Genomic DNA, 14,121 nt, shown 5'->3' on the forward strand with positions numbered 1-14,121 from the left:
TTGCCCCAGTCATCGTATTCAACAATAGTTGAAGCCCAGCAATGGGCTTTTTCACAATTGGCATCAACCTCTGACTCTGCCCATGTAGATGCAGAGGCTCTGCTTATTCATTGTCTCAATAAAACACGTAGTTTTTTATATACCTGGCCTGAGCGCACACTGACCGTTGAGCAGTTTAAAAACTTTCAGCAGATGGTTAAAAAGCGTCAGCAAGGCATGCCAGTTGCGCATATTATTGGTGAGCGAGAATTTTGGTCATTACCTTTTATTGTCAATGAATCAACACTTATCCCACGCCCAGATACTGAAATATTAGTTGAAACTGCATTAAATTTAGACATTCGATTTAATGCTAGGGTGCTGGACTTAGGCACTGGGACTGGCGCGATAGCCTTATCTATTGCCCATGAAAGACCTAAATGGCGGATAACAGCAATTGATAAAGTGCCAGAAGCTGTCGCCTTAGCTAAAGCTAATCGAGCAAACTTACAACTTGAACAAGTTGAAATATTGCAGTCAGACTGGTTTAGCGCGGTAAAAGATCGTGATTTTGATTTAATTGTCTCCAACCCTCCGTACATCGCTGAGCAAGACGAACATTTAAGTATTGGCGATGTTCGATTTGAGCCACAAAGTGCATTGACTGCTGCCGATGAAGGTTACGCTGATATTTACCATATAGCAGACAAGGCCCGTGAGCACCTGCTGCCTGGTGGCTTTTTATTACTTGAACATGGCTATCAACAAGCTATTAGAGTAAGAGAGAAAATGATCAACTTAGGTTACAAAGATGTCGCCACTGTAAGAGATTTTGGCAGTAACGATCGCTGTACTATAGGGACCTGGACAGAGTAGTCATTACACTGATGCTATTGGAAAGCGGCTAGTTTATCGAGTAGACTAGCCGCTATTTTATTTATGCCCAACTGAGAACAACAATAATGGAAACATTTTATAGTTTATATCCAGCGGTAAAACATACTCATTTAATGTTTATTGCTTTAAGCGTCTCGTTTTTTGTGTTGCGTTTTGTATTGCACCTACGCCAATCACCGCTTATGGACAGAAAATTCCTTAAAGTGGCACCCCACGTAGTTGATACTTTTTTATTAGCGTCAGGGATCACCCTTTGCTTCATGATCAACCAATATCCATTCGTGGATCCGTGGATGACGGAAAAAATTATCTCTGTAGTGGCATATATTGCATTAGGGATCATGGCGCTTAAATCAAGCCGTAATAAACTGTTTAAGTTTTTCGCCTTCCTCGGCGCAATCGGTTGGTTAGTGTTAGCGGCCAAACTGGCTCATTTCAAACAAGTCGTATTAATGGGTTAATTGATTTTTAATGGCAAAACTTCAACTTGATGATGCAGTTTCTATTCCTGAAACTGCATTTGAATTATCAGAACATTTAGGTTTTTCTCGTGCACAGCCAGCTCTATGGGCTTGGTATGAAATAGCAGGCTCAGTACTGAGCCATTATGTGGTTGATCAAGAAGCACGGCTGCAAAGGCTACTTAACTGGTTTTATAATGATTTAGGCTTTCAAGCACGTGAAGATTACTTCAGCGTAGAGGCGGCTGACCTTTGTTATTGTGTATTAAAGCGCCAGGGTAATAGTACAACTCTTGCGACATTACTCGTGTTGCTAGCTAAGCAATTGGATTTACCGCTTGAGGCTGTGTTACTGCCGGGGCAAACGGTTTTACGTAGTTTATTGAATGATAAAATCAGTTACTTTGATCCATTAACAGGTAAAGAGTTAAGCCGACATCAATTACATTCATTAGTGCGAGGCGAGTTAGGTAATGCCGCTAAGTTAAAACCAAGCCATATTAAGCCTGCATCTTTAAAACGTTTAATCAGTCGAATGTTGCATGAGCTAAAAGCGGGTTGTATTGTGAGCCAGAAGTTTGAGCAAGCAATGGAATGTTGTAATTTACTGTTGCAATGGCATCCTGATGATGTGAACTTAAATCGTGAACGTGCTTTTATTGCACAGCAATTAGGTTGCATTAAAGTGGCGATGTCTGACTTACAGCACTTTATTGATAATAGCCCACATGATCCCGTGATTGAGTTGGTTAAAATGCAGTTAAAAGAGCTAAGTCAGCACTCACAAATTTATCATTAATATATTAGGCTCATCTGAGCCTAAATATTGATATAAAGAAAAGTAAGCGCGCCTAAGAAAATTTACCAAGTCCGTACAATAAACAATAAATAAAAACAAGAAAATAACCATAAGCGAATTTCGCTTTCTATACTGCATTTGCAAGGGAGAAAACTGCATGACGACGTCGGCACTGGTCACAAATGACGCCACCGCACTGGGTTTACTAGCCGCTATTCTCGGGTTTGTATTTTATACCAGTTCATCGCCACATCCATTTTGGCAAAAATTCTATAAGTTTATTCCTGCACTTTTATTATGTTACTTCTTACCCTCATTGCTGAATACGTTTGGGGTGGTCGACGGTCATACCTCTCAATTATATTATGTAGCATCACGTTATTTATTACCGGCGTGTCTAGTGTTACTTATTTTAAGTGTCGATTTAAAAGCTATTTTAGGCTTGGGCCCTAAAGCGGTTATCATGTTTTTAACCGGCACTGTGGGTATTGTTATAGGCGGACCGATTGCGTTATTACTGGTTTCATTTATCGACCCAACACTTATCGGTAATAACGGCCCTGATGCGGTTTGGCGTGGTATGACAACCCTTGCTGGTAGCTGGATTGGCGGCGGTGCAAACCAGGCTGCGATGAAAGAGATTTATAGTGTAGGCGGGGAAATTTTCTCTGTAATGGTCACTGTAGATGTTATCGTCGCCAATATTTGGATGGCAGTGTTATTATTTATGGCCTCCAAAGCCAAAGAAATCGATGCCAGAACCGGTGCTGACACCCGTGCAATTGAAGTATTAAAAGCTAAAGTTGAAAAGTATCAAGCAGAAAACGCCCGTATTCCGAACCAGCGTGATTTAATGATGATAGTTGCAGTCGGTTTTGGTGTTACCGGTTTTGCCCATTTGGCCGCAGATTTTCTAGGACCCTTTTTTGAAACCAATTACCCCTGGACAGCAGATTACAGTTTAACCTCTAAGTTTTTCTGGTTAGTTGTTATTGTTACCACAATTGGCTTAGCGATGTCATTTAGCCCAGTCAGGCATTTAGAAAGCCGCGGGCGCATCGAAAGTAGCTACCGCCTTTTTATACATATTGGTGGCAACTATTGGCTTGCACATGGATGTTACCAAAATTATGGACACCCCGATTTACTTTTTAGTCGGGATTGTTTGGATGTTAGTTCATGCAGGCTTTATGCTATTAGTGGCTAAATTAATTAAAGCGCCGTTGTTTTATATGGCAGTTGGCAGTCAAGCCAACGTTGGCGGTGCCGCTTCTGCTCCTGTGGTTGCAGCAGCATTTCATCCTTCACTGGCTCCTGTAGGTGTTTTACTGGCAGTATTAGGTTATGCATTAGGTACTTACATGGCGTGGCTATGTGGTCAGTTTTTACTAATTATTGGCGCGTAAGCGTTAAGAAGGTCAAATGAATCAAAAAATCATTGAATTAGCTAATGGCACTGAAGTAGCCAACGACAAACCATTTGTGTTATTTGGTGGCATGAATGTACTTGAATCGCGTGATTTAGCCATGTCGATAGCTGAACATTATGTCGAAGTAACCCAAAAGCTGGGTATTCCTTATGTGTTTAAAGCCTCTTTTGATAAAGCTAACCGTTCATCAGTGCATTCATATCGCGGTCCGGGTATGGAAGAAGGCTTGAAGATTTTTGAAGAAATCAAAAAAACCTTTAATGTGCCAATCATTACTGATGTGCATGAAATCTACCAGTGTAAGCCTGTGGCTGAAGTGGTTGACGTGATCCAATTACCTGCATTTTTGGCTCGTCAAACTGACTTAGTTGTCGCAATGGCTGAAACGGGCGCTATCATTAATGTGAAAAAGCCGCAGTTTCTTGCGCCGCATGAAATGCGTCATATTGTGAAAAAGTTTAATGAAGCGGGCAATGACAACATTTTATTATGCGAGCGCGGCAGTTGTTTTGGCTACAACAACCTCGTTGTCGATATGCTGGGTATGGATGAAATGAAGCAATCTGGCTACCCAGTTATTTTTGATGCCACCCATGCTTTGCAACGCCCAGGTGGAAGGAGTGATTCAGCCGGTGGACGCCGTGCACAGGCAACTGAACTTGCTAGAAGTGGTATGGCGTTGGGCATTGCGGGTTTATTTATTGAAGCGCATCCTGATCCAGATAATGCTATGTGTGATGGCCCTTGTGCTTTACCATTACATCAATTAGAAAATTATTTGAAACAAATTAAAGCGGTTGATGATCTCGTTAAATCGTTTGAATATATAGATACCAGTAAGTAGTACATTAAAAAAAGCCCTGTTTATCAGGGCTTTTTTATGGCTGTTTAATCGACTTTCATACGACTTTTTATGGGGAAAGTAAGCATGTGGATTGCCTTTACTGTTCTTGCTGCATTTATGCAAGCGTGGCGCAATGCTTTTCAAAGTCAGTTAAGTCAAGACGTTAACATTGCCGGTGTCACGTTAGCGCGATTTATTTGGGCAGGGCCTATCGCGTTAGTGTATTTATTGAGTTTGTATCAATGGCAACCGACTCATATCCCAGATTTTAATGTTAATTTTATCCAATTTGTCGTCGGTGCATCCTTGATGCAAATCTTGGCCACAGGGTTAATGGTAAAGTTATTTAAAATGCAAAATTTTGCCGTTGGAGCTGGACTGGCAAAAAGTGAAGCTTTAGTTGCAGCTATTCTGGGGGTGTTTTTTTTCGGTACTCAGTTAAGTTTATTGGGCTGGTTAGGTGTCATGGTTGGCGGGGTCGCCATTATGCTATTAAGTGCCAAACAAGGCTTTAAACAACTGTCGATAAAAACAGTTTTACTTGGGCTAGCCTGCGGTAGTGCGTTTGCATTAACTTCACTTTGGGTAAGAGAAGCGAGCTTACAACTTGATGCGCCATTCCCCCACGGTGCAGCCTGGGTATTATTGGCCGTTATCAGTCTACAAACGGCTATATTAGTGAGTTATTTACTTAGCTATGATAAAGCAACCTTAGTTGATTTATTTAAGCGACCTAAGTTAACGCTACTTATCAGTGTTACCAGCTGTATAGGCTCAATCGGTTGGTTTACGGCTATGTCTTTACAGGCAGTGCCCTATGTTAAAACATTAGGCCAAATAGAAGTGTTTTTCATGATAATCATCGCCAGTTTTTGGCTTAAACAAAAGGTCAAAATAAACGACATGCTAGGGCTACTACTCATTGCTATTGCTGCCGTGTTAGTGATGTGGAGTTAGCTTGATTATGTGGCGCTTGTTTAGCTAAGTGGCATTTGACTGATTAGCAATTTCTAAGGCTTTAATGCCTTGCTGATTATTAAGGTTAGCGGGCACGGCAATCTGATGTTGTGCAGCGCGCTCAACCACATAACCACTGATATAATCTATTTCAGTTTTTCGCTGTTGAAGAATATCTTGATACATAGATGAGATGTTATTGGCCGTTAGCGTAATGACCTTGTAGACCATCTCTATGCTGGCAGGGAGCGATAACGATATACCATCAGCTTTAGCTACCTCGATACACTCTTCCACAATCTTGCGAATGTGCTTGGTAAAGCGATCCTCTTCCAACTGACCATTCTTGCATGCAAATATCGCTGTAAGTGGGTTAATCGCGCAATTTATGATTAACTTTTGCCATAATGCGGTAATAATGTCGGTGTGCCATATCAGCTCCGGTATTGCCTGCGATAAGCAGTCTTTTAGCGATGTAGCTAATTTTTGCCCTTGGTAATGACCGATAGTTGTTTGGCCATTGCCTGTATGGGTAACCTGCCATTGTGCGTTTCTTAAAGCACCTTGGGATGTTGTTGCTAAACTTAGGCCCATTTTAGGGTAACCACAAAGATGTTTAGCGGCATTTAAGTGTGGACCCATTCCATTATGAAGCAGAATAATATGACAGTGGCTGGCAAGTTTAGGTAATAGATTACACATCAGCTTATCGACCTGATAGGCTTTAACACAAACGATAACAAGATCTAGTTCAGCTAATTCTGGGTTTTCTTGACCAAGTACAATAATGGTATTTTTTTGGGTTGAGTGGGATAGAGTGATAAATTGAAGTGTGCTCGAATGAGAGCTTGGCTCACGGCCAATTAAATAAACGACAGTATCCGTTTGCGAGTTAGCTTGTGTCGCGATTAAATTGAACATTAATTGGCCGATAGCGCCAGCACCTATCACACCAATTTTTTGTGTCATCATCACAAGCACTCGTTAATTAAGGTTTAGCGCCTTTATCTTTCAGTTTTTTATACTGTAAAAAGCTGAAATGAAGCAAATAGAACAATGCAATGCCGACAAAGTCAGCAATAACATCCCCTATTGAAGCACTGCGGTAAGGAAGCCTTGATTGAACCAGTTCAATCAATACCGCATAGCTGGCCAATATACCGAACAAGTAATACCATTTGGGTTTAAAGGCATAGTGGGCAAGAAAAGCGAGACCAAAAAAACTGCCTAAATGACCGACTTTGTCCATATGCTGAAAAGACTGTGAATAGTTCGGCTTAGAAAATACTAAGTAGCTTGTTACTACAACAGCTATTAATAATGCCAGTTTAAAAGCATTTCGATAATTGATCACAAGTGTTACATCTGCCTTGAGGCTTATCTAAATTTGCCCCATGATAAGAAAACTACTGATTAAAGTCATCTATATTCCGCTGTTATATCGCCAAAACTGAATATTTTGCGTTAAAATAACCCAAATACCTCAAGCTTTATTAAAGGATCCCCATGCCATCAATGGATATCGTGTCAGAAGTTGACGAAGAAGAACTACGAAACGCGGTAGAAAACTCTCGCCGTGAAGTATCAGGCCGTTTTGACTTACGTGGAAAAGAAATCGATATTGATTTGAAAGACAATGTCGTTACCTTAAAGTCAGAGGATGATTTTATCTGTAAGCAGCTAGTCGATATATTACGGATGCAGCTGAGTAAGCGAAATGTTGATCCTTCATCAATGGAAGTTGACGATAAATCGGTTCACAGCGGTAAAACCTTCAGTTTAAAAGTTAATTTTAAGCAGGGTATTGATTCATTAGTGGCTAAAAAATTGGTCAAAGCCATTAAAGATAGCAAGCTTAAAGTCCAAGCTGCTATTCAAGGCGACTCAGTGCGTATTACCGGTAAAAAGCGTGATGACCTGCAAGCTGTTATGCGCCTAGCCAGAGAGTCGGAACTTGGCCAACCATTCCAGTTCAATAACTTCAGAGATTAATTCTGGGTGTTAATAAAAAAACCGACATTTATGTCGGTTTTTTTATTGGCAATAAAGATTAATGCGGATCAGTTGGTGTTTGTTCATCTTCGATTGCTTGGCGAGCATTCGCCCTATTAAGCAACACGATTAACAACAACACTGGGAAACCAATCAGACTAGCGGCAATAAAAAAGTTAACGTAGCCAAAAGCATTGACATACTCGCCTGAAAACCCTGCAATAAATTTTGGGAATAAGATCATAATAGAAGACAATAATGCATATTGGGTTGCGCTATAGCCGCTACTGGTTAAGTTGGAGAGATAGGCTATAAAGGCTGCGGTAGCAATACCTGCGCTGAAGTTATCGATAGAAATCGCGAAGGTTAAAAAGGGCACGTTGTAACCAATATAAGCCTGCCAAGCAAACAGCAAGTTAGTCACCGCAACTAAGAGTGCACCTAAAAATAGAATACGCATGGTGCCATATTTCATCACCAGAATACCGCCAGCACCTGCGCCGACTAATGTCATAATTAAGCCGTAAACCTTGCTTAAAAACGCTATTTCTTCTTTGCTAAATCCCATGTCAACATAAAATACGTTGGCCATCACGCCCATCACAATGTCGGAAATTCGGTAACAGGAAATCAGCAATAAAATTAAAATTGCAGTTTTACCATATCGTTTGAAAAAATCAGCAAATGGCAGCACACTTGCGCTGTAGATCCATGCGAGCGCTTTAGCTACTACATTTGGATAGCGTTTGGCAAAATGCTGCTGTAGCAGGCGCTCTTGTTCATCGGCCTCTTTAGTGTCTACCTGTGGCTCTTTAGCAAATAATGCAGTAATAAGCCCTACACTCATCATTAAGGCCATAATAAAGTAAGCTGTTTGCCAAGATTCAAGACTATAGCCTTGGCTGTCTGGTGACACCCAGGCGGCAATGGTTAATGCCCCCGCGGTAGAGACTATCATGGCACTGCGATAACCAATTTGATAAGCCGCGGCTAATGCGGCTTGCATTTTCTCTGGGGCGGATTCAATTCTAAATGCATCAATAACAATATCTTGGGTGGCAGAGGCGAAAGCGAGTAGCAGGGCGCAAATAGCTAAGCGTTCAAGATCTTCAATAGGATCACTTGTCGACATGCCAATAATAGCGCCAATTAAACACAATTGAGCGAAGATCATCCAGCCTCTTCGGCGGCCAAAAAAAGCGGTAAATAGTGGCAAAGACAGTCGATCAACTAACGGAGACCAGGCCCATTTAAAGGCATATGTGAGTGCTATCCAACTAAAGTAACCAATGGCAGCACGATCAACCCCAGCTTCTCGTAACCAAAAACTCAAGGTTGAAAATACCAGCATTAAAGGCAGACCGGCGGAGAATCCGAGAAATAATAGGATCAGTACCCGTTTGTGATAGTAAACGGAAAAAAGGTCACGACAACGGCTTAATATATCTGACATGGATGCTGGATTAATGAGGCGATGGGGCTAGCTTACGGGCTGGACTGAAATGGTTCAAGCCATTGATTATGAAATTAGCTTAAATCAATGGCTCGACTGCTGGAATTAACCATAAATATTCATTTACATGATTAAGGTCGAACACCGATGCAACTTTGAGGAAACGTGCCACCAATATTAATATAGTCACAGCATTCATTAACCTGACTGCGCAGGAACATATCACCCCGCAACGCCCAATCAGGCCACTTGTCAAAGCAGTGTAATAGATGCCAGAACACTTTTTCAGTGTCCGTTTGTGGGCATTCCACGGCAGGTGTTATTTCTGTTAAATATTGCCACTCCTCGAGTACATCCCACATATAGAGTTGAATTTCTTTGTATTCGAGTTGGTTGCTTAAAAAAGCTTTTCCATAGAATGCCAGTTGGGGAGCTTTGGTTTCAATAAAATCGTTAGCTGTCATAAAACGTCCTTGAAAATGAATGCATAAAGAAACAGCATTTGGAGTATATTTTAGAGTATAGACGCAAAGCTCTAAAACGGTAGCTAGGTACAGCAGAATTAATGTTTGTTACAAAATAGATTATTAATGATTTATTTTAATATGTTGCAGTAAATGCTGTTGGATTGGTCTGTTTATTTCAACAAATAAAACTGAAGTGTGGCTTAATTTGGTCGATAACGCGCTTTATAAATAAAACGCGTTATCACAAATACCCTTTATATGTTGTCGACAAGCCTGGTAAGAAGCCGATGATCAGCAGTTGAAGGAGTAAACTAACGAGCTTGTAATGTCGCTTTTTTAAGAATGACTTTATTTACTGGCACATCTGGCCAATTTAGAGTGGTATTTTGCTCTGTTGGCACTAACGAAATGGCTTCTAACACATCCATCCCTTCAATAACTTCACCAAACACGGCATATCCCCAGCGACGTTTAGATGGGTCGAGTTTTTTGTTATCGGCAACATTAAAGTAAAACTGACTATTAGCAGAGTGCGGATCGTTATCACGTGCCATAGCGATAGTGCCTAAGCCATTTGATAGACCATTGCCTGACTCGTTCACCACCGGAGCCATTGTTGGCAGTTCTTCTAATGCAGTGGTAACTCCGCCGCCTTGCACAACAAATTCAGCAATGACACGATGAAATAAAGTGCCGTTATATTCACCTTTTACAACATAGGTTAAAAAATTATCGACTGTACGTGGCGCGCGAGTCCGGTCGAGCTCAATCACTATGTTACCCATAGAGGTTTCTAGGGTGACTTTGGGATAAAGCGTATCGGGTTGAATATCGACAGTAGCTTGGGCGCTAAAGGTCGTTAATAACAATATAGACACGGCAGTGGTAACTGAACGAAATTTCGAAAACATGAATATTCCTTCTTTTTTAAAAAATCTATCTATCAACTTTTGGGTATATTTAGTTATTCAAAAATTGATGTAATTCATCATCGTTAAGAATTTCAGTGGTTAACTTATCAATCAGTTTGTTCATTTCCAGCTCTAACGTGGCGAAATCAGGACTGAATGAGTCTTTAAAATAACCGTTACCACTGAAGCTTTTGGTAAATTCTTGACGTGAATTCGACGCTTTAACATTGATCACTAAACGTGTTTTCGCTTCGTAATTTAAGGTGTTATTGATGACATTAGTGAGCAAATATTCTAGTTGAAATTCGACCTGCTTACTGGCAGCAGGATCGATCACATAACCAGCTTTACGCATTCCAGCTCTAAAAATAGTATCGAGCTGCGCTCGAATCGGTTCACTTGAGCTCACTAACTTTGGTGCCTCAGGGGCCTGGTCAAGTTGAACAATAAAGCTTTTTGAACGGGTATCAAGCATCTCGATACTGATCGCAGTATCATTAGTTGTGTGTAAACCGACTGCTCCAAGAGCTGGGTTTAATGCAATATGAGTTGGCTCGTGGCTAGCACAAGCAGTTAATAACAAGATACTTAATAAAGTAGGGATTATTTTTTTCATGGTGATACTTAAAAATCATTGTGTTGATAGATTATAGCGAAAGGATAACAGAAAACGAGCGTTTTAACATGGCTGGCATTGTGTGGGGTAAATGATTTATCTTGGTTGACAATCTGATTTTATCAGGTCAATTTAGCAGTCATAATAATGTTAAATAATATGGACCCAGTATGCAGCTTGTTCAGCCGCAATTTGCCCCTGAAAGTTTAATTGGCCATGACGGGCAACCTGTTTTTGGTTTATTTGATGGAAGTGTTAAAAACTTAAATGTGAAAGCCTTTAAGTATTTTAATGAAATGGATAAGCCCGCCTCGTTTATTGCAAAGTATTTTGATTTTAAACAATTTCAATTTGTCAGCATTGTGACTCAGCGTTATATATTAGGTTTGGCAATTGCTGATATTCGCTACGCTGCTTCCAGTTTTTGTTATTTATACGACATTCAAGCTAACCGCTTGGTGCAATCTGAATGGCTAAGGCCTTTTGGGATTGGGTGTCGATTAAGTGCATCTGCTAGTAAGGGCTCTGCAAAAGTGGGCAGTAAGCAGCATCATTTTGAATTTGATATTAAAGATGGTCAGTGGCAGGTCAATATTCTATTAACTAATATTCAAGCCAAGCTAGTTTTGTCGCCACCGGCATTAAGTTTGCCGCTCAGCTTGTCTACACCGACCGGTTATAATGGTTGGACATATACCCAAAAACATAATGCCTTGGCGGTGTCTGGCGAGCTAACTGTTTTCAATGAGCCGCAACCTTTACTTAATGCTTTGGCCAGTTATGATTTTTCAGCGGGTTATATGCGGGCTAAAACAGCATGGCGCTGGGCTTCAATTAATGCGTTAACCTCCCAAGGGGCGATAGGATTAAATTTGGCTGCGGGTGTTAATGAAACCGGTAATACTGAAAATGTTATGTGGATAAATGGTCAACGTCACTTTTTAGGTGCTGCGAACTTTATTTTTAACCGTCAGATTAGTGATGATTTTTGGCAGATATCGACTAATGATGGTCAAGTCGATTTGACTTTTAGGGCACTCAATTGCCGTAAAGAAAAGCTTAACCTTGGTTTTATAAAGAATAATTTTCGTCAATATATAGGTTATTACAGCGGGATATTGATTGATAATGATGGCACAAAGTATCACTTACACAATCAACTAGGGTTAGCGGAAGACCACTTTGCAAAATGGTAGTGATCGTTCACACATTAAGTTATAACACGGACAATTAGATGAATTTTGAATGGTTAATATCTCATCCTGAAGTGCTGCTATTAGCACTTGCACCGCTATTTTTTGTATGCATTTTACTCGAATGGCTGGTTCGAAACCGTTTACCTGTCAACGCTCAATATCATGGTGTTGAAGTGGCGTGTAACTTTGCCTTGGCGGCAATGCATCAGGCTACTGATTTATTGGCCGGGTTACTCATCGCAAAACTGTATTTATGGCTATTTGATTGGCGCATGTTCGATATTCAAATGACGGTGGTGAGTTTTATTGCGCTGATTATTGCCCAAGACTTTTGCTATTACTGGTTTCATCGTGCCAGTCATCGTATTCGTTGGATGTGGGCGGCGCATGTCGTGCACCATAGCTCGGAGAATATGAACTTTAGTACCGCTTTTAGACAAAGTTTAATGTATCCATTGGCGGGTATGTGGCTATTTTGGTTGCCTTTGGTTGTGATCGGTTTTGATCCTAACTGGATAGTATTTGTGGTGTTGTTAAACTTAGGTTTGCAGTTTTTTGTGCACACCCAAGCCGTGAAATCTTTAGGGTTTATAGAGTATATATTTAATACCCCTTCACATCATCGCGTACACCATGGCCGTAACCCGCAGTATATTGATAAAAATTACGCTGGTGTATTGATTATTTGGGATAAGCTTTTTGGCACGTTTGAACCCGAAGTGGATACGGTTGAATACGGTATCACTAAACCAGTAAACAGTTTTAATCCGTTAACGGTAACCTTTGCAGAGTGGCGTGATTTGTTAGTCGATGTGAGTCAGCCTCATTTAACTTGGCGGCAGAAAATTGCACTGCTATTGTCACCGCCGCAAGCGAGTAACACCATAGAAAATAGTGGTTCAGATAACAACAACCTTGCAGATGAAAAGACTACTGTTTAATTGCATGTAAAATAACGAATTTATCATTTGATGCAATGGTTGTGCAGTTTTTGAAAATGCGTTTTATTTTGACGTGATACTCTAAATGTCGATTACCTACTACGTGTAATACGCCGCCGGTTGCCAGTTTGCGATAGGCGTCTAAAAACATTTGCCAAGCAATATGGTCGGTAATCGCTTCACCTTGGTGAAATGGGGGATTACATAGGACTAAATCAGGCTCAACATCACCCAGATGGGTCAAACAGTCATCCCAATGAAACTCAGCATTAGCGTTAAGTTTATTGGCACTAAAGTTAACGCGGCTAGATTCAACCGCCATTTCAGAATCATCGACAAAATGGATATTAGCATTAGGATAAAGCTGCGCAGCTCGTAGCCCTAAAATGCCATTGCCACAGCCTAAATCGACAATGGTATGATACTGACCTTGTGGCATGTTATCTAACATGAAGCGCGCGCCGATATCGAGTTTGTTGGCGGCAAAAACATTAGTCATGTTATTAATGCTTAAGCCTAATTCAGTCACCTCCCAGCTCACATCTTGCGGCAAGGCTCTAGTTAAACCATCTGCTATACAGGAAATTACGCGGGTTTTTTTCCAGGTTAAGCTGGCTGATGCAGGGCCTAAATTTTTGTTAATCACATCAATAATCGATTTATTAATCGACTTTGCTTTAGCGCTAATCAACACTTCAACACCCTGAGGTAACACGTGCGATAACCGCTGTAATTGATGGGCAAAATAGCTGAGGTTTTTGGGCAACTTCATCAACACTAGTTGGATGTTACGTGGCAGTAACTCTCGGCTATTAAAGTACTCAATATACGTTGCATTAAGGTGATTGTCCGACAGGTTTTGCTGTGCGCCCAACAGACTTGTTTTTGCGTCTGTTTCAACCACTAATGGCCAGTGATCATTTATAGCGGTTAATGCACACTGTAAGGCCCCAAAACTATCATTGATGATGGCAGTATTAACCGGATTTTGCTGGTTTTCAATAAGGTGCTTAATCAGGTGTTCATCGCTAGCATCCCAGGCCTGCAGATTAGATTCTTGCTTTTTAGGGTAACGAAATAAGGTGAGTTCGATACCTTGGCAGGAAAATTGGCTGGTTGTCATTGATGTTACCCAAAAGTGAATGCATTAAAGCTGTTAATTATCGCAGTTAAGGCGT

Annotated in this window: 15 protein-coding genes and 1 pseudogene; 9 read left to right on the forward strand and 7 right to left on the reverse strand. The window is 40.8% G+C overall.

From position 1 onward, the window contains the following. The 6 genes and pseudogenes from prmC (at position 1) to ACRWQL_RS14585 (ending at position 5,367) form a co-directional block, all read left to right on the forward strand. Positions 1-855 (forward strand): peptide chain release factor N(5)-glutamine methyltransferase, encoded by an 855-nt coding sequence (gene prmC, locus ACRWQL_RS14560; RefSeq protein WP_434950713.1) that lies wholly within the window; start codon positions 1-3, stop codon positions 853-855. An 86-nt stretch (positions 856-941) separates the two neighbouring features. Next, positions 942-1,337, forward strand: a complete 396-nt coding sequence (locus ACRWQL_RS14565) for a SirB2 family protein (protein ID WP_434926955.1) — start codon at positions 942-944, stop codon at positions 1,335-1,337. Between the two features lie 10 nt (positions 1,338-1,347). Next, the gene (locus ACRWQL_RS14570) at positions 1,348-2,136 is read left to right on the forward strand and encodes a transglutaminase family protein (protein ID WP_434938857.1); all 789 of its coding nucleotides are present in this window, start codon (positions 1,348-1,350) and stop codon (positions 2,134-2,136) included. A 157-nt stretch (positions 2,137-2,293) separates the two neighbouring features. Beyond that, positions 2,294-3,542: pseudogene (locus ACRWQL_RS14575) on the forward strand (DUF819 domain-containing protein). 16 nt (positions 3,543-3,558) lie between these two features. Beyond that, entirely contained in the window at positions 3,559-4,410 is an 852-nt protein-coding gene (kdsA, locus tag ACRWQL_RS14580) for a 3-deoxy-8-phosphooctulonate synthase (protein ID WP_226413771.1), read from the forward strand. Positions 4,411-4,494: 84 nt separating this feature from the next. Next, entirely contained in the window at positions 4,495-5,367 is an 873-nt protein-coding gene (locus ACRWQL_RS14585; RefSeq protein ID WP_434950715.1) for a multidrug transporter, read from the forward strand. Between the two features lie 24 nt (positions 5,368-5,391). Here the strand turns inward: ACRWQL_RS14585 and ACRWQL_RS14590 are convergent, their stop codons facing one another. Together ACRWQL_RS14590 and ACRWQL_RS14595 are read right to left on the reverse strand one after the other, a co-directional pair. Next, positions 5,392-6,339, reverse strand: coding sequence for a 2-dehydropantoate 2-reductase (locus tag ACRWQL_RS14590; protein ID WP_434950717.1), 948 nt, complete (start codon positions 6,337-6,339; stop codon positions 5,392-5,394). A gap of 16 nt (positions 6,340-6,355) precedes the next feature. Beyond that, entirely contained in the window at positions 6,356-6,721 is a 366-nt protein-coding gene (locus ACRWQL_RS14595; protein WP_434931320.1) for a VanZ family protein, read from the reverse strand. Between the two features lie 152 nt (positions 6,722-6,873). Here ACRWQL_RS14595 and ACRWQL_RS14600 point away from each other — a divergent pair, with 152 nt between their 5' ends. Next, a complete protein-coding gene (locus ACRWQL_RS14600; RefSeq protein WP_226413779.1) occupies positions 6,874-7,359 on the forward strand; it encodes a YajQ family cyclic di-GMP-binding protein in 486 nt (161 codons plus the stop codon). Between the two features lie 58 nt (positions 7,360-7,417). On the opposite strand, the gene ACRWQL_RS14605 is transcribed toward ACRWQL_RS14600, so the two are convergent. From ACRWQL_RS14605 to ACRWQL_RS14620, 4 genes are all read right to left on the reverse strand, one after another. Beyond that, entirely contained in the window at positions 7,418-8,812 is a 1,395-nt protein-coding gene (locus tag ACRWQL_RS14605; protein ID WP_434950719.1) for an AmpG family muropeptide MFS transporter, read from the reverse strand. Positions 8,813-8,943: 131 nt separating this feature from the next. Then, entirely contained in the window at positions 8,944-9,276 is a 333-nt protein-coding gene (locus tag ACRWQL_RS14610) for a hypothetical protein (protein ID WP_434950721.1), read from the reverse strand. Between the two features lie 314 nt (positions 9,277-9,590). Next, entirely contained in the window at positions 9,591-10,190 is a 600-nt protein-coding gene (locus ACRWQL_RS14615) for a peptidylprolyl isomerase (RefSeq protein WP_434950722.1), read from the reverse strand. Positions 10,191-10,239: 49 nt separating this feature from the next. Next, positions 10,240-10,806, reverse strand: a complete 567-nt coding sequence (locus ACRWQL_RS14620) for a YajG family lipoprotein (RefSeq protein WP_434950724.1) — start codon at positions 10,804-10,806, stop codon at positions 10,240-10,242. Positions 10,807-10,976: 170 nt separating this feature from the next. On the opposite strand from ACRWQL_RS14620, the gene ACRWQL_RS14625 reads away from it, so the two are divergent. Together ACRWQL_RS14625 and ACRWQL_RS14630 are read left to right on the forward strand one after the other, a co-directional pair. Continuing rightward, positions 10,977-12,002, forward strand: a complete 1,026-nt coding sequence (locus ACRWQL_RS14625; protein WP_434950726.1) for a DUF2804 domain-containing protein — start codon at positions 10,977-10,979, stop codon at positions 12,000-12,002. Between the two features lie 38 nt (positions 12,003-12,040). Continuing rightward, on the forward strand, positions 12,041-12,943 hold the full coding sequence (locus ACRWQL_RS14630; protein ID WP_434950728.1) for a sterol desaturase family protein: 903 nt from the start codon (positions 12,041-12,043) through the stop codon (positions 12,941-12,943). Here the strand turns inward: ACRWQL_RS14630 and ACRWQL_RS14635 are convergent. Beyond that, positions 12,933-14,066, reverse strand: coding sequence for a methyltransferase (locus ACRWQL_RS14635; RefSeq protein WP_434950730.1), 1,134 nt, complete (start codon positions 14,064-14,066; stop codon positions 12,933-12,935). The genes ACRWQL_RS14630 and ACRWQL_RS14635 overlap by 11 nt on opposite strands. Between the last annotated feature and the right edge of the window lie 55 nt (positions 14,067-14,121).

The sequence above is a fragment of the Shewanella sp. HL-SH4 genome (genome assembly GCF_051164845.1).
GTDB classification, from domain to species: domain Bacteria; phylum Pseudomonadota; class Gammaproteobacteria; order Enterobacterales; family Shewanellaceae; genus Shewanella; species Shewanella glacialimarina.